This is a genomic window from Bradyrhizobium sp. BWC-3-1, from assembly GCF_032917965.1.
Lineage (GTDB): Bacteria > Pseudomonadota > Alphaproteobacteria > Rhizobiales > Xanthobacteraceae > Bradyrhizobium > Bradyrhizobium canariense_D.
In genome coordinates, this window is record NZ_CP136625.1 from 7,608,572 (window position 1) to 7,623,351 (window position 14,780).

Annotated in this window: 14 protein-coding genes, 1 pseudogene and 1 other annotated feature; of the genes and pseudogenes, 2 read left to right on the plus strand and 13 right to left on the minus strand. The window is 57.7% G+C overall.

Annotated elements, in window-relative coordinates:
* Window positions 1-76: 76 nt before the first annotated feature.
* The 6 genes from RX329_RS42170 to RX329_RS36615 form a co-directional block, all read right to left on the minus strand.
* Window positions 77-214: a hypothetical protein gene (locus tag RX329_RS42170; protein ID WP_410706173.1), complete on the minus strand. Its 138-nt coding sequence runs from the start codon at window positions 212-214 to the stop codon at window positions 77-79.
* Between the two features lie 114 nt (window positions 215-328).
* Entirely contained in the window at window positions 329-646 is a 318-nt protein-coding gene (locus RX329_RS42175) for a CoA transferase (protein ID WP_410706542.1), read from the minus strand.
* Window positions 647-915: 269 nt separating this feature from the next.
* Complete coding sequence (locus tag RX329_RS36600; protein WP_317245166.1) at window positions 916-3,135, minus strand: acetate--CoA ligase family protein; 2,220 nt, start codon at window positions 3,133-3,135, stop codon at window positions 916-918.
* Window positions 3,136-3,664: 529 nt separating this feature from the next.
* Entirely contained in the window at window positions 3,665-4,186 is a 522-nt protein-coding gene (locus RX329_RS36605) for a DUF736 family protein (protein ID WP_317245167.1), read from the minus strand.
* Between the two features lie 225 nt (window positions 4,187-4,411).
* Entirely contained in the window at window positions 4,412-6,298 is a 1,887-nt protein-coding gene (locus RX329_RS36610; RefSeq protein ID WP_317245169.1) for an IucA/IucC family protein, read from the minus strand.
* Window positions 6,299-7,147: 849 nt separating this feature from the next.
* Complete coding sequence (locus RX329_RS36615; protein ID WP_317246504.1) at window positions 7,148-7,324, minus strand: hypothetical protein; 177 nt, start codon at window positions 7,322-7,324, stop codon at window positions 7,148-7,150.
* On the opposite strand from RX329_RS36615, the gene RX329_RS36620 reads away from it, so the two are divergent.
* Window positions 7,293-7,394: a hypothetical protein gene (locus RX329_RS36620; protein WP_317246472.1), complete on the plus strand. Its 102-nt coding sequence runs from the start codon at window positions 7,293-7,295 to the stop codon at window positions 7,392-7,394. The genes RX329_RS36615 and RX329_RS36620 overlap by 32 nt on opposite strands.
* 4 nt (window positions 7,395-7,398) lie before the next feature.
* Window positions 7,399-7,512 (minus strand) — a sequence feature (AL1L pseudoknot).
* A 127-nt stretch (window positions 7,513-7,639) separates the two neighbouring features.
* Here the strand turns inward: RX329_RS36620 and RX329_RS36625 are convergent.
* Both RX329_RS36625 and RX329_RS42180 read right to left on the minus strand, forming a co-directional pair.
* The gene (locus RX329_RS36625) at window positions 7,640-7,774 is read right to left on the minus strand and encodes a hypothetical protein (RefSeq protein ID WP_317245170.1); all 135 of its coding nucleotides are present in this window, start codon (window positions 7,772-7,774) and stop codon (window positions 7,640-7,642) included.
* Window positions 7,775-7,828: 54 nt separating this feature from the next.
* Window positions 7,829-8,413 (minus strand): SET domain-containing protein-lysine N-methyltransferase, encoded by a 585-nt coding sequence (locus RX329_RS42180; RefSeq protein ID WP_410706175.1) that lies wholly within the window; start codon window positions 8,411-8,413, stop codon window positions 7,829-7,831.
* Window positions 8,414-9,643: 1,230 nt separating this feature from the next.
* Here RX329_RS42180 and RX329_RS36635 point away from each other — a divergent pair.
* A pseudogene (locus RX329_RS36635) lies at window positions 9,644-10,640 on the plus strand (IS3 family transposase); the annotation flags it as partial.
* Between the two features lie 615 nt (window positions 10,641-11,255).
* On the opposite strand, the gene RX329_RS36640 reads toward RX329_RS36635, so the two are convergent.
* The 5 genes from RX329_RS36640 to RX329_RS36660 all read right to left on the minus strand — a co-directional run bounded on the left by RX329_RS36640 (window position 11,256) and on the right by RX329_RS36660 (window position 14,323).
* Entirely contained in the window at window positions 11,256-11,540 is a 285-nt protein-coding gene (locus RX329_RS36640; RefSeq protein WP_317245172.1) for a transposase, read from the minus strand.
* Between the two features lie 335 nt (window positions 11,541-11,875).
* On the minus strand, window positions 11,876-12,247 hold the full coding sequence (locus RX329_RS36645; RefSeq protein WP_317245174.1) for a DUF6527 family protein: 372 nt from the start codon (window positions 12,245-12,247) through the stop codon (window positions 11,876-11,878).
* The gene (locus tag RX329_RS36650; protein WP_317245175.1) at window positions 12,244-13,653 is read right to left on the minus strand and encodes a ThiF family adenylyltransferase; all 1,410 of its coding nucleotides are present in this window, start codon (window positions 13,651-13,653) and stop codon (window positions 12,244-12,246) included. The genes RX329_RS36645 and RX329_RS36650 overlap by 4 nt, the downstream gene beginning before the upstream one ends.
* Window positions 13,650-14,066, minus strand: coding sequence for an E2/UBC family protein (locus RX329_RS36655; protein WP_317245176.1), 417 nt, complete (start codon window positions 14,064-14,066; stop codon window positions 13,650-13,652). The genes RX329_RS36650 and RX329_RS36655 overlap by 4 nt, the downstream gene beginning before the upstream one ends.
* On the minus strand, window positions 14,063-14,323 hold the full coding sequence (locus RX329_RS36660; RefSeq protein WP_317245177.1) for a multiubiquitin domain-containing protein: 261 nt from the start codon (window positions 14,321-14,323) through the stop codon (window positions 14,063-14,065). The genes RX329_RS36655 and RX329_RS36660 overlap by 4 nt, the downstream gene beginning before the upstream one ends.
* Window positions 14,324-14,780: the final 457 nt, after the last annotated feature.

The window sequence follows — 14,780 nt, forward strand, 5'->3', positions numbered from 1 at the left end:
GCCTTACGGACATGAAGCGTCGAATCGAGAAAACTGGCGACATTAATCCGAATGGCCGCACGGTAGCCTAGGCTACCTACCGCGCGGCTCCGCCCGACGCGTGGGTGACGCGATCCTCGTTCTTGAGGGGTTTCGGATTGGTAGCGAGTTCAGGTGCCTCGAGAGCGGCGCATGCCCGGGCAAACTGACCGTCATTGCCGACCATCAGCATCATCTCATCCTCCGCGCAGCGAAACACACCGACTGCCAACGCACCATTGCCCCAAGTCCGCCGGCTGGGCGGGCTATTGCCATTCACGAATAATTTGGAGATCGTGGTTGAGCGAGGTCATCGCGGCGTCGAGCAGGAAGACATCGATGTGCTGCCCTGCCCCGCCATTGGCCCCTCGGTAATACTAGTCGAGCCGAAACGCTTGAGATCCCCAACCTCGTAGTTCTCCATGAAGACCTCTACGTCTTGGGTAAGCTGACAGATGATCTCCCGCCCACCGGGCTTGGCCATGTTGACGGTAACCGACTTCTTATTGCGGTTTGCGCAGAGATAGAATGTTGTTTTTCTCCTTGACCCCGAGGATCGGGTCGGTGAAGAAGTCCGAAGGCGCGCGCTCGTCGTCGCCGGTGCCGGGCCGCTCGTTTTAATGCCGATATCGCCAGCATCGGCGCCGACAAGGGCCCGGCGAGCACACGCGTGAGGTAAGGGTTAAATTGACGCCAGAAAGCGGCAGGACCAATAGGAAGGTTTTCTCCTATGACTCTTCTGAGGCGGAACACGTCCGTTCGCGCCTCAAGCCCCGTTCGTATACTCGCGGCGCCATTGTGTTCGAATTCGATGGCCCGCATCGTCCGAAGCAGAGAATGCCCTGTTCCTGGTCAGTAGTGCTTCCACGGAAATGATCGAGCCGACTCATGCAACTCTTACGATTCGCCATCGCGCTTGCTTGCAGCATTCCGCAAGACTACGAGCGCGTCCACCGCGACCCCGCTTCTGGCAGTGAGTAGAAATGGATTGACGTCGATCGAGGCGATGCGACCATCAGCATCGGCGATCAAATTGGAAAGTCCAACTAACGCACTGATCACAGAGCCTTCGTTCAGGGCCGGCCGGCCGCGGTAGCCCCTTATCTTCACGCCGGCCTTGGTGCGATGGATCAGCTTTGCGGCCTCGGTGGCATCGATCGGCGCGCCAGCGAGCGCTACGTCGTTCATCAACTCGATATCGACGCCCCCCGTACCGAATAGCACCACCGGCCCCATCTCGGCATCAAGGGACGCGCCTATCACGAGCTCGAGGTCGGCCTTGACCTGCTGCGCGATCAAAATGCCTTCGAGGTGCGGCTTCCCCTTTGATTTCTTGACACGGGCGGCGATGTCGTTGAATGCCCTTTTTACGTCGGCTGTGCTATTGAGATTGAGCACCACGCCGCCGATATCCGATTTGTGCAGAATGTCCGCGCTGACCACTTTTGCCACGACAGGAAAGCCGATCTTCTTGGCGACGCTTGCAGCCTCGTCGGCCGTCCGGGCTATTGCCTCCTTCGAGATCGGGATGCCATAAGCCTTGAGCAGCTTTTTGGAGGCGATCTCGTCGAGCGCGGCGCCGCTGGCACCATTCAAGGTCTTTTCCAGGAGCGCCCGGGCCTGGGGGTTGGAAGAGGAAACAATATCCGGCACGTCCTTTTCGAGTGCGGCATAATCGATCAGCGCCTTGATTGCGCCGACCGCGCGGTCCATACCTTGCATGACAGCGATATTAGGCAATGTCTTGCGCAAGGCGGTTGTATGTTCGGTAAAGCCCATGGACACCGGGCTGATGTAGATTACGGGCTTCGTCGCACCGCCCGCCATGCCGTTGACGATGCGCAAATTGCGTTCGCGCAATTCATGCGGCATCTTCGGCAAGTCGGCGTCAATGATGACGATGTCAATATCTGGGTCGTCGATCATGATTTCGATCGATTTGATGTAAACTGATGGATCCACGACCGCTGCAAATCCCGCGTCCAGCGGATTGCCGATAATAGAGCCCGGCCCGAGCATCGTTGCGAGCTTCTCGCTGGCATTCTCGCTGAGTGGAGGAAAATTGAGCCCCACCGAATGGAATGCGTCAATCAAGAGCCCACGCTTTCCGCCGGACAGCGTCACCGCAGCGAGGCGGTTGCCTTTAGGCAGTTGCGCATGAACGAAACATTCGGTGGTTTCCACGAGTTCGTCGAGTCCACGCACTCGGATCACTCCCTCGCGCGTCGATATTGCATCAAAGGACTCGATGGAGCCCGCCAGCGACCCGGTGTGCGCCATGGCGGCGGCGCGTCCACCTTCGGAACTCCCGAGTTTCAACGCAATAACAGGTTTGCCAGCAGCACGCGCTGCCTTGCAGGCATTCCGAAAGGCTTGAGCGTTTCGCACGCCCTCGAGGTAAACCACGATCACTCGGACGGAAGGATCGGCGGCGAAATATGTCATCAGATCCGGGGTCTCTAGCCCGGCCTCATTGCCTGTGGTGACCATATAGCCGACACCGACGCCGCGATCCTCCAACGCCTGGCGAATCATCATCACGATGGCTCCGGATTGGCCCGCGATTGCGACCGCCCCCTGCTCCATAGTGACGATCCGATCGTCGAGATTGGTGAAGAGCTTTTCGCCCGCACTCAGATTGCCGAGGCAATTTGGGCCTGTTATTGCAATTCCTGTCTCACGCACCGCGACGTTGAGTTCGGCGGCAAGCCGCTGACTCTCCTCGTCCTGCAGCTCGCTGAAGCCCGAAGTGACGATCGTTGCCGACCTAGCGCCCGCCGCGGCAGCATCCCGCACGACTTGAACCACGAAATGGGCCGGCACCAGCACAAGCACATGGTCCGGCTTTTCCGGAAGGGAAACAAAATCCTTGTAACAAGTCACTCCCCAGACCACGTCTCTCCGTGCATTTACAGGGTAGAGCCCGCCTCGATACTTGTACTTGATGAGATTGTTCCAAATGCGCTCGGCATAATTGCCAGGCTTGTCGGTGGCGCCGACCAGTACAATATTGCGCGGGTGCAGCATCGCATGAATGCCGCTAATGATATGACTCGCATCGGGCGCGGGTGACCAATTATCCGGTGAAACGGCAGTAGTCGATACGTGTGCTTCCATAGTTCCAGTTCTTCCCTCTAGCTCTTCCGCCGAGACTCTGTGCTTCATGGTCTCAGCTTTGCGCCTCTCGCTTGCGGGGAGCTCAAGACACCGCTCGAGGCTCTAGCTGGTCGCGGGCCGACGGCTGAAGTGAGATAAATGAGGGCACACCGATAGTACCACACAATCCTCCGCAAGGGTGGCTGCGTCGGCCATAATGTACTGCGATCACCAATGTCCAATGCTAGAGCCCTCTTTGAACCGTGAACACCGAGGCGCAGCGATCAACATGCCAAAAAAGAGCAGCAAAATTCGAGGTAAACGCAAATCGAAGCTGCATCAGGGCCACATCGAACGAAGGATCAATGCAAACAGCACGACAATCAGAACTCCGAGCAGCCGAATGGGTAAGCGTCTAGGCAAAGAGACAATGGACGCCTGGTGTCGGGGCCGAGTATTGGCCCCCCTTCAGGCAATCACCTCTTTTGTTCGTATAGTAGCCGGCGCAGCGACCGCGTTTCTTCGATGTAGGCCATCACATGGCCGAAATTCACCGCGCGATTAGACGAAAGCGAGGATTTCTCGTTCGGCCGGTCTCCGAGCACGGGTATGAGCGCAAGTGAGGCGGTTTGCTGAGAGATAGACAGACAGTCCCGATGCAGCGGCCGCAGTACAACTCGGCTGCGGCCGAACAACCCCGCCCGGTCAGTTCGTGCGGGGCCGCAAGTCTGCCACTTACCGTTCTTCCGCGGCCATAACCAGAACAGGTTGCGTCTTCGACGACTTCGTCGAACAGGTCGGCGTAGATCGGTGCGATGAAGGAAGGATCATCGAGCTTGAGTGAGAGATAGTCAGGGCCTTCCCTCCGAGCGCTTCGACCAGGCAGCCTCGATCTCCTCCGGCCCATATAGAAACGGCGACTCGGACCGTTTTCGCTGGAGAGTTGGCCTTTGCCGAAGATACGAACAGCCTGCCAACCCCAGGGTGATGATCTCGCGCTCGAAATCGTTGCTGACCTTCTTACGATGTTAGCCACGTCATTTCTCCTGGCGTGCTTCAAGCCCGCGACCATCGCGGCCTCGGTCGTATGGCGATCTCCACTCGCGGGTTAGTCTGCGCATCGTAGATCCTGTCTGACGGAGGAAAACACTTCTTCAGCTCGCTCCGAACCGACACTTATGGCCAACTCCACTTTCGAGTGGACGTTAAGCCCAAATTCAAACGCCTGAAACGGCAGTTCGCGGAGGGTTGCAGCTATGTGGCAGGTCCGAAGCCACGAGACGCCGCAGGAGCATTATCATTTCACTCCCGCCAGCGGATTTGGTAACTCGTGCTCAACTCGAAAGTCCCGATAGCGCTCCAGATGCATCCTTAGCACCGAGCGGGTCCGCCAGGGATCGTCAAGAAACGCCTTGCGTTCTTCGAGCCAGAATGCATCCGACATCATGCGCGGCCTGAGCGCGTCAAAGACTGCCTCGGTTTCTTCCCGTAGGATGTGCCAAAAGCATGTGCCTGACGGTTTATAAATTTCGTTGAGGCACAGTGCGACCTCATGAAGGTGGCAGACGAAGCACGCGTCGATGACGAATGAGCGCACGATACTGATATCGTCGTCAAAGGCCGTTGGTAAGATCCCCGTCCGAGTGAAGGGCTTGAGATCGTACCCTCGTTCCTTGAGCAGGGGAACAAAGCTGCGGGCGTCGCCGAAATCACGAAGTAGCAGTTTTTTAGGGCGGCCGATTTGGTCGAATAGAATTGTACTGTTCTGCTGATGCGCCTCAACGGCTAGTCCGTAAAGCAGATACATGGTGAGTATCGGCCCGATCACTGTCCTCACATAGGCACGGAAGAACGAAGACACGACGGGTTCGTTTTCACCGCTGTCTCTCGCAATCAATTCGCAAATGAGCGGGCGACCGTCGATCGGGCTCGCCGTAAGGAGCGCTGCCACAGTGACCGGTAATAGTCCATCATTTCGCGTCAATGCACCGGAGTTGCGGTAGACAACTGAAAGAAAGCGGCCCGGATGCTCGTCGCCTGTTACGGGGTGGTGAAGGATTGCCCCCAGTTCTTCTGTGAATATCTCCAACCCGTCCGAGAGGCGCCGCTCATTTGATAGAATTTGGGAGATCAAAGTGCTGAGACGCGGTCCCATGTAAATTGACTTGGCCTGCAGAATGCGCTGCTCGCTGGTCATCCAAATCGCCACCGGCAATTTGATAAACGGTCTCGGCTCCTGAGTGTCCGGCAGCATTGTGCGGAACGACATTGACGGCAGCGTTACGATCTCCGGGCCGTTCGGGTCGAAAACTCCGGAACTTATCTCGGACGCGAATTCACGGCGCAGACAATTGTCTAGGTGCCAGATATGGACAGGCAGGGGCAGCCAGTCCTCAGCGGACTTTCCACGTTTGCTCAAGCTTTCGGCCCATTCGCACGAGAGCTCCGGGAAGTTTTGTGAGAACCATTCTGAATAGCTGCCGACATGCGGCATCTTCTCCACATAGCACCATTCTTTGCGTAACGCGGCTATTCGGACGCGCACGCGAGCACCGAACTCAGGCGACAAGGCAGCGACGTCCTGGGGCGGCAGGCCGGATTTGGCCTTCCATGTCGGGTAGAAGGGATGACCCTCCAGCGCTCCCCACTGATCGAGAGCAATTGCGCTCAGGTGCGGCGGCAGATTCTGGAGATACTCTAGGAAATCCCGGGCTCCTGCTTCGGCTATTTTAGCTCGAATCTCTGCGCTCCAGTGTTCCCGGTAACTACGTGCGAGGGCGTCGTTACGCATGCTGTCCTCGACGTCACGGATTAGACGCTGAACGTCGTCCGTTGCGGGCGTGAGTGCCAAAGCGGGCGCGATCTGTCCGATGAGATCGGAAGGATTGTCGATCCGGTAGCGAGCGCCGGTCTCGTCTATTACTTCGATTGAACCTCGATTTTGAAACGTTCCGGCAGGCGCACGGTGCAAATCCGTAAAATGCAGGACCTCGCGTGATCGCCAAATGGGGAGCCATGCTTCGTTGCTTTCCCGAGCCCACATTAATGCATCGGGGTCGAGGAGACGCTCGGCGAATAGACAGCGGACCAGCCGGCGGATGGCATTGCGCGATGCGCCCAACCAAAGCTCCGAGGTGCGCGCCTTAATCCCAGCGTCTGCCGAAGAAGCCGTCCTCTCCTCCATCACACTTCCTCCAGCAAAATGGCAAGCAAACAGGCCGACGCGCTCACCGTGAAGAACGCGGCGTGGTAGCTGAGCGGCTCACTAGGGTTTTGCGGGAATGGCCTCTTCGAGTTTCGCGGCCAGTTACATGAGCTGCGACTTGAGAGGTCAATGCCTCGGGCTGACATCAGCCCTAGAATTCGAAACACCTTCAACCTGAAATTGATGTGACAGAGCAGGATAACCAGCGCCAAGCCCATTGACCGGGCGGAGAGTAGCATGAGAACAGATGATTTAATGTCCAGTCTGCGCTTGTGCCTCTGGGAGCACCTCTGCAAGGGCGTGCTGATGCCGTACGGCATAGACGAACGACCTGCCGTGTCATCATTCGACAAAGGCAGGAGTGACACAGCTTGAATCGGAACCGCCCCCAACGTTTTGGTCTTTGTGATCAATTTGGATGTTCCTCCGTGAGTAGCGATGACAAGCCCGCAATCTCTCAGCAATCGGTGTGCCACGACAGCGTGCGCGATCTCGCTTAAGAGAGAGACAAAGAGGGGGACATTTCGCCTTTCCGCCAGCCGCTGGAATGATTGCGCGGCGGAATGTCGAGTCTCGACCGTATGGGTCTGGAAGCGGACATAGTGGGCTCTGCAAATGCCCTGCCGAGCGTGGCACCGCCAGTGCATGATGTGAACGCCGACTATTTTTGTCACGCGCTACCAGGTCGTGCGGCATCGCGCGCGACTCGAGAACGAGGTGTATTCGATCCTGCACGCGTAATTGGTCCCGAAGTGCCCGCACGCCGATCTGTTCGACGCTCGCGGCCGGGTGTGGGTGGCCGCTCAACAGCTTCCAGACGATGAGCGCTCAGCGATAGATCGGCACGTGCCCGAGCTTGGGCGGCTGGCGGAAGACCTCGCCCTGCTCGACCGCGAGATCGCGCATCGACAATTCCGCGGCCAACCGATTGATAACGGTGACCGGCGCGAATCTGTCGGTCGCCGCCGGCATCGTGGCGGCGATCGGCGACCTCAGCCGGCTCAATAGCCCGCCGAAACTGGTGAGCTATTTCAGGCTTAATCCGCTTTGCCGCTTGGCCAAATGGGCGTGGTAGGTCGAGGGGACGCTCGGGAGACTTGCAGATCGGCTCGCCCCATGCACCCCACGATGATCGTCGATGAAGGCGACATGGGCTTGGACCTGCGGTTGAGCTCCGCCATCGCAAAACAGCGCTCGCTGTGCGCAGAACTCTTGGCCTGCCGAAGCTCGCGCTTCTCCCCTTTCGAGCCCTTCAGCGTTCTCGGGCCTGTCGGTCGGGACGGCGGCCCACTACCCGCTATCGACCTCGGCCTTATTGGCTCAGTCGTGCAGCCTCTGCGGCGTGCAGCCGATCTGGCCGCAATCGACGTCACTGCCGCCCTGCGCGAAAGGGTGTTCCCTGGCGTGATCCAGACTAGGAACCGCTCGGGTCCGGCTTGTCGCCTCGTTGGTCATGGCTCCCTCCTCTCAAGATTTGGAGCCTCTGGCACCCCGGTGGCGGTTCAAAATCTAGTTGTTAGACAAATATTTCGAGGAGATCGACAACAGATGCGGCAGCACGTATCGCTCTATTTGACTTAGATGGTCGCCCTGACCCGTTTCTATCAAGTAACTGTATCCAGCGATAAGTCTGGGAGGCTCACAGCATCGACACGAGAAGCTCTCAGCGAGAGAGTATTCGGAGCAGTTGTAGTCGATCGTTACTTCGTCCCTGTCGCAACCAATCTCCTCGATTGCAATCAGGACAATGCCACCACCTTCCACCTGAAGGCGGGCATTTGGGCGGCAACAGTGATTGATGAAGTCTATGTATTCACTACAAAGGTGTCTATTGCGATCGATTTGTATCGTTCTCTTGGTTGCCTTCGGATAGACCACGCCTTCGAGCTTTTCTATGACATTTCCCCTCGTTATGGTTTTTTTCGAAAACAAGCCGAACCCATTTATCTTGGATCGTCCAACGTAGATGCGATCTGGCGGCTTACAAACGTTATTAGTTTGGCTCATGATGTCGCGTCTCCGATCTGACTCAACTTTTTCTTCTATCCCGTTTAGCTGTCGAAAAGGTCGCTGTGCTGCCTTGGTCATGATCATGCGTAACGCTCTGCCTTTAGGCTGGCAACCTGCGAATGATGGTAGTCTCCGCTCGTTGAGCAGCAACTCTGGCTTCCAATTGTAGATCGCCGCTTCGGAGATCCCATGCTTTCGAGCCAGCTCAGCCGTTCTTCAACCTCATGCTCTTTCAATATCGACGATAATCTACTTCTGTATTCGGTCTGCCTCTGTCGATCCCTTGAAGCGCGTGCCGCGGGTACCTACTTCTGTTCGTGATCGGCAAGGCGCCACATGATGGGATTCGGTTGAATGGTCGGATCAAGCTCATGGGCGTAGCCTGCCACCTTGAGGACCCACGACAGATCATGCAAACTCGACGGTCCCACGCGCCTCGGCGAGCGTCTTTTTGGATGGCGATGGCGTCCTTACGCGCGCGCCGTCCACCGGAATTCGGTACCGTCGACCCACGTTCGGTGAAGGACGACAGCCATCTTTCTGCCCAGCGCGACCTTCCCACAGTGCTTCCTCGCCGGTGAGCACACGCACCGCCCAAGCCTTCATCGGAGACCAGTAGGCGCCCGCGGGGTTGGGAATGCAGGAATCGCCAAGGATCGACCACGGTGGAGCGGAAGGTCACCCAAACACCGGACCGATCCTGGCATCAGTCATCGAAGAACCAGCAAGCCGGGTCGCTGCGCACAGCCTTTCAGAACCGGACGATCGAGTCGGGCGACTCTCGCATCAGCGCCTCGCGTCGGCAAGCAGCGGATACATAATCGCCTCCAGCATGGCGTCATCGCGACCAACTCACGAACTCCCGTCGCGAACAGAGTCCGCAAGGCGATTCCGATTTTGAGAGCGAGCGGACGCAGAAGTACTCGGCGGACCTGCTCTGCGGGAGCGATGGGGCGGATGAGATGCTTGCGAGCAGCTGGCAACGTCCGCGGCCTTAGCTGCCGATGCTCTTGACATGAACGGGCTTGAACCATCCCGATCTCACCATCTGTGCGATCTCAGGGCGTCGTTGCGATCGGCCTTCAGAGGCATGGCTGAAAGTGCCGCCTCAGCCTAGCGGTCTTCCAAACTCGCGGCCAGCGGCCCAAGAGATTTGCGGCTAGCCGTGCTGAGGTCGGTCCTGCCTCCAGGCCCACGCGCACAACTCGACTAGGCCATGGTTCGAGGTAAGAGCCGGCTCCGCAAATTTGAACAAGACGATAAGTGGAGTTTCTGCCTGAAACGCGGCGATAATCGCCGTGAACAGGAGAGACCATGAACAGACGATCGCGCCGGAACCACACACCGGCGTTCAAGGCGAAGGTGGCGCTTGCCGCCGTCAAGGGCGACCGGACGATAGCTCAGCTTGCCGAGCAGTTCGACGTCCACCCCAATCAGATTACGGCGTGGAAGGCGCAGTTGGAGGGTGGCGCTTCCGGGGTCTTCGGCTCTGGGAGCATGTCGCCTGCCGCGCCTGCGATCGACGTGAAGTCGCTGCACGCCAAGACGCGGCAGCGTTTATTACCTGCCGCGTCCGGTGCCGGACGCCGATCTCGCGATCATGCGGCGTCTCGACTGGCTGCATCTGGAGTTCCCTTTCGCCGGTTCGCGAATGTTGAGAGGCCTGCTGGCTGCCGAGGGGTGCAAGATCGGCCGCCGGCATGTCAAGACGCTGATGCGGCGGATGGGGATAGAGGCGCTCTATCGCCGTCCGCGCACCACTAAACCCGAGCCCGGCCACAAGATCCATCCGTATCTGCTGCGCGGCATGGAGATCACACGGCCGAACCAGGTCTGGGCGATGGACATCACCTACATCCCGATGGCGAGTGGGTTCGTCTATCTCGCCGTGGTGCTGGACTGGGCAACACGCCGGGTTCTGTCGTGGCGGCTGTCGATCACCATGGAAGCAGCCTTCTGCGTCGAGACGCTGGAGGATGCCTTGGCTCGTCACGGCAAGCCGGACATCTTCAATACGGATCAGGGCTCCCAGTTCACCGGACAGGCTTTTACCGGCGTGCTCGCCGACAACGGCATCGCGATCAGCATGGACGGCAAGGGCGCATGGCGGGACAACCTGTTCGTCGAGCGGCCATGGCGCAGCCTCAAATACGAGGAGGTGTACCTACGGGCCTATGATAGCGTCAACGAGGCGCGCAATTCGATCGGCCGATATCTCGACTTTTATAACAGTAGACGTCCCCATTCGAGTCTTGACGGCAGCACGCCCGATCAAGCCTACTTCACCTCGCTGCCGCTCCGCCTGGCAGCATACCCCCGGCAGACGCGCTCCACTTATCGATGCGCAGATTCTGTTCAGACAACCGGGACCAGCACAGTACTGCACAATCGGTGGCGCGTCCGCCGACGTCGTTCCCTCCCTGATAATCTTTCCGGTCTCGTCCACCGCACATATCGAGCGGAATTCGGCGGAACATGAAGGCCGAGGACGTAAGATCATGACTTGGATGGGTTCCCTCCATGATCGTCAGTCAAAACGTGCTGCGCGCGGCGAAATAGGCAGACCATGGGGGACCGAACACCAGTCTCGCCGGTGAAACGATTTCGCTTCATGCTCTGGCCCTCGTCCTGGGCTAGAACGACTCCACACTCGATTAGGCGCCGGGAGGCAAACTCAACATTCAGTTGCGCTCGCGCCTGTCTCTGCGACCCTGACGGGCTCCGAGCACTACCGTCCTGCCGTTGGCGAGTTGAAGGGGAACTTTTGACAACAAGCAAGCGATTAAACGGGCCGAATGACACGATAGATGCTAGGGGCGACGGCAGACGAGGCAGAATCGAACACAGAGCTGGCCATTTTTCCAATAAGCCGCTGCACTGTCGCCGTAGTGCTGACTGTCAGGTTCGCGCCATGTTGTCGGATCCGCTACAAGCCCGCTGGAGCCAATCGCCTTAACTCAAAGCCTCCTAGTTGGCACGAGCCTTGACGACGCAAGCCTAACGCGTCACGAGGACTCCGTAGCCGCCGGTAGCGACGATTCCGACGCCCACAAAACAATAAGGTATTCGCCGAAGCTGGCAACACCAACTGGCCTAAACGTGCCCGACGCCGCCAATCATGCACTTGCTGCCGCCGGCCGCCATGGCGGCGGGCGTCGTCTGTGACAATCGCGCCCGGCTCGAGGCTCTCCGCGGCAATCCGTGCATTCAAATCGCCCGGCCAGCGCTTTTCGACCTGCCAGCATACACTTCGATACGTGGGGACGGTTGTATTATGTCGTCAGAATGATCGTCCATAGTGACCACCCTTGCCGAATATGACTCTTCCAACAGTGCTCCCAAGACTCCGCTCAAACAATCTGAAGTGCGTCGGCACTACGTTTACGTTTGACCGGCGAGCACGAGTCGCCGCTCTCGCGATCATACTGGCGCTGATGCGACAGAGTCCGCGCAAGATGTAGAGAGTCGACCTCACCACTTTGAAAAAGGCAGCCGAGCTCACAATCACCGACGCCCGGGCCGATCGTGCAAACATCGCAAATGGTGTCAGACATACGGCGAGACCCCCTGACGAGGTGCTCCAACATCTCGGCACCAATCGATAACACCTTTGCGAATGAAAAAGTGGGCTTGGCAGCTTCCCGTCTGCCAGATCGAAGGGGCGACTGTCGGCCTATTCAGCCAATCTGTCGATATGGTCCAGCGCCGAGCTCCTGCCAACTGGATCTGAATATGCTCCCGGCATCGAGGGCACTTCAGGTGAAGCCATTTCTGGTAACCTTCGCGCACTTCCCGAAAAACAAAGCCCTCGCTGAACTCATCCGGTGGCTCCGGCACATCCTTCACCAGGAAATGGGGACGACGAAGAAGCCCGATATCAATCAGAAATTGAACCCAGGAGAGTGGCAGTCGTTTCATGAGGTAGTATCCAGAAATGGATCCATATCACCTCTGCCATCGTAGCGGCGCCGATCGCACAACTTGCAGCCTAGCCGTGATTTGCCAGAAGGCAAGAGATCGGCTTCTTTTACTTCATCGAACCTTCGTACGCGCTCAGAGGCCGCACCGTTGTCTCCCCTAAAGACGTTCAACCGCTGGAACAACTCATTGACGGCCATCGTTGCGACTTCAGTGGTAAACGTTACGACAACGGGACTTGGATCAGCCGCATCTGCGACATAACCCGCCCGCCTTCTTTGCTCGTAAACTGCAGGATCTTTTCGCCGAAGACCCTCGTCAAGCATGATGTCGGATTTAATCAATCCCCTGCACACTTGGCAGGGGCTGCCTGGCTGGACGACAGTGACTCGTCCGTCAAACGCATCGTAGCCCCCGCCGCTACGGGGGTCGATGAGCAGCCCGAGGTCGATGATCGGCACGAAATAGAAATGCGCCAATCGGTTGAGCACATTCCGGCCCAAGTGATCATCGGTACAGCCAAAAACGACGTCGCATGACTTGAGGGCGTCCCGCGCCTCGATGTCCTCGACGTGGTGTGGAATACGCGCAACTGAAATCGGAAGACCGATTCCAGCGATTGCTTCACCTAGTACATCGACTTTCAATCTGCGAAGGTTCGCGTCGGTCCGCGTCGAGTAATGTAGCCGGTTCAGGTTTGTTTCGTCGATGAAATCGGTATCAAAAAGTGCCAAGTGCCGTACACCGATTCTTGCGAGAAGTGCGGCAACGGCAGAGCCCGTCCCTCCGCACCCGACGACGCCGATGCGCAGTTGCGACAAGTCCAAGGTAGACTGCTGGCCGAACGCCCTGACCTGGCGATCGAATGCCGGGCGCGCAGTTTCAGTGTTGACTTCTGAGTATGTGAACCGCCAGCGACGTCCCAGCACGCGGATCATATCGACAGAGCGAGGCTTGAGGTTCAGACCGTAGGCACGTCCGGCCAACTGCCCATCAGGCGTCATAATCAGCGAGAGATGCGGTCGATCACTGTCCAGCCGGTTAAACGCGATCTCAAAGGTTTCCTTTTCCGCGATATCGTCCGCACTCGAGAAGCGAAGGTACCCGGCGGGATGTGAATGGATGACCGCAACCGCAAAATTCTGCGGCTCAGCACGCTTCACCGCCTGGTAAAAAGGTGCCGTTGACCAGGTAAAGCCGACCGGAGAGCGTTTGATGAATGCGCTCTCGGGCACCTCAATAATCTCCCGTGCAACAATCCGCTCCTCTTCCTCACCTGTCCATGGGTCGCGAGAACGGGAGCGCCCACACAGAAGAAGTGCAGCATACTCGCTCTCGTCCCGAAATATACTTCGCTGCAAGAGCGCACGCTGCTCTTCAAGGATGGTGAATGTTACGCGGGTCATACCTTAAGGGCGTCCCGAACGTGCTGTAGGTAGGTTTCCAAGCCATCGATATCCGGCCGCCATTGGTCCTTTGCTAGATGACGCGACCAAAACTGCCATTTAGCACCAAAAAGCTCTTGATCGACAGCAGTGTTCTGCGGGCCGCTGCCGTCCTGTCTCGTCAGGTACGGACAAGTATAGAAGCTGTCGAGCTTAGTCGTCGCGTACTGCGGCGGGATCAATATCAGAAGGTCGCACGTCGTACAGCTCACAAGCCGGTCGCCCTCGCGAGTAAAAAGATTACCGGAAAATTGAAAGCCCGGGAAGATAATGCCGTTGCGAACTGTACCGTCCGGCGGTGTCTCGCTCTTCAGTTCATATGCTATCGCCTTTCGCCGAAGAAACTCCACATCATCTTCGGGAAGAAATGTCATTGGCCCGGCGAAGTAGCAGGTTTGCGCGTCGTGAACCGTTTGATTCCTTTCGGCTCTGCATGCTCGCTAAGATCGACTTCTTGCGTATCGCCGATTTCGGGATCTTCCCCGCCGCCGGGAACGCTCATATTCACGGCCCAGTCTGCCGGTGAACCAGCGAGCGTCTTGATCTCCGCGCCTTTTATGAACTGCTTCGGCCACTCACGTTCTTTCTTGTTTAGGATGAGCTTCTCGTTGCTCTTTTTACCCTCTGCCATAAATTGCTTCCTCATTGTCAACAAGTAACAGGAGACTATTGCTCAGGTGGAATCAGTCGCAGCACATACCCGCCCCAGTTGTGAGGGATGCGTCCTCTTCCGAAAAGTCCATGCGCTGACCAGACTCCATATCCCATAGACTAGGGCAGATTGGGCGCCGGTTTTTAGCGTTTGAGCCGGGAATCGCGATGAACAAGAGCACGAGATCTCGTTTTCGAGCCGCAAGACGTCGCAATCGAAGGCGGCTCGATCGCAGGTCGTCGCGGAGTATCTCGCGCCTTGTGCCCGGCAAAGCGCGTGTTAGGGTGCGGTTCGTATTGAGCGTTCGATCAGGCTTTGTTCAGCCGTCCCAACGGGACATACGCGGGCGAGCTGTTTGCAGATCGAGGTCGCTCAGAGAGGAAAATTCTCCGATCGCCGCGCAGAACAAATCGACAAAGCTGGCTCACTCCTGTAG

Coding starts and splice junctions, on each gene's coding strand:
- RX329_RS42170 (WP_410706173.1), bottom strand. CDS start 214: ATGATGCTGATGGTCGGCAATGACGGTCAGTTTGCCCGGGCATGCGCC.
- RX329_RS36600 (WP_317245166.1), bottom strand. CDS start 3,135: ATGGAAGCACACGTATCGACTACTGCCGTTTCACCGGATAATTGGTCA.
- RX329_RS36605 (WP_317245167.1), bottom strand. CDS start 4,186: ATGGTCGCGGGCTTGAAGCACGCCAGGAGAAATGACGTGGCTAACATC.
- RX329_RS36610 (WP_317245169.1), bottom strand. CDS start 6,298: ATGGAGGAGAGGACGGCTTCTTCGGCAGACGCTGGGATTAAGGCGCGC.
- RX329_RS36625 (WP_317245170.1), bottom strand. CDS start 7,774: ATGACCAACGAGGCGACAAGCCGGACCCGAGCGGTTCCTAGTCTGGAT.
- RX329_RS42180 (WP_410706175.1), bottom strand. CDS start 8,413: ATGATCATGACCAAGGCAGCACAGCGACCTTTTCGACAGCTAAACGGG.
- RX329_RS36645 (WP_317245174.1), bottom strand. CDS start 12,247: ATGAAACGACTGCCACTCTCCTGGGTTCAATTTCTGATTGATATCGGG.
- RX329_RS36650 (WP_317245175.1), bottom strand. CDS start 13,653: ATGACCCGCGTAACATTCACCATCCTTGAAGAGCAGCGTGCGCTCTTG.
- RX329_RS36655 (WP_317245176.1), bottom strand. CDS start 14,066: ATGACATTTCTTCCCGAAGATGATGTGGAGTTTCTTCGGCGAAAGGCG.
- RX329_RS36660 (WP_317245177.1), bottom strand. CDS start 14,323: ATGGCAGAGGGTAAAAAGAGCAACGAGAAGCTCATCCTAAACAAGAAA.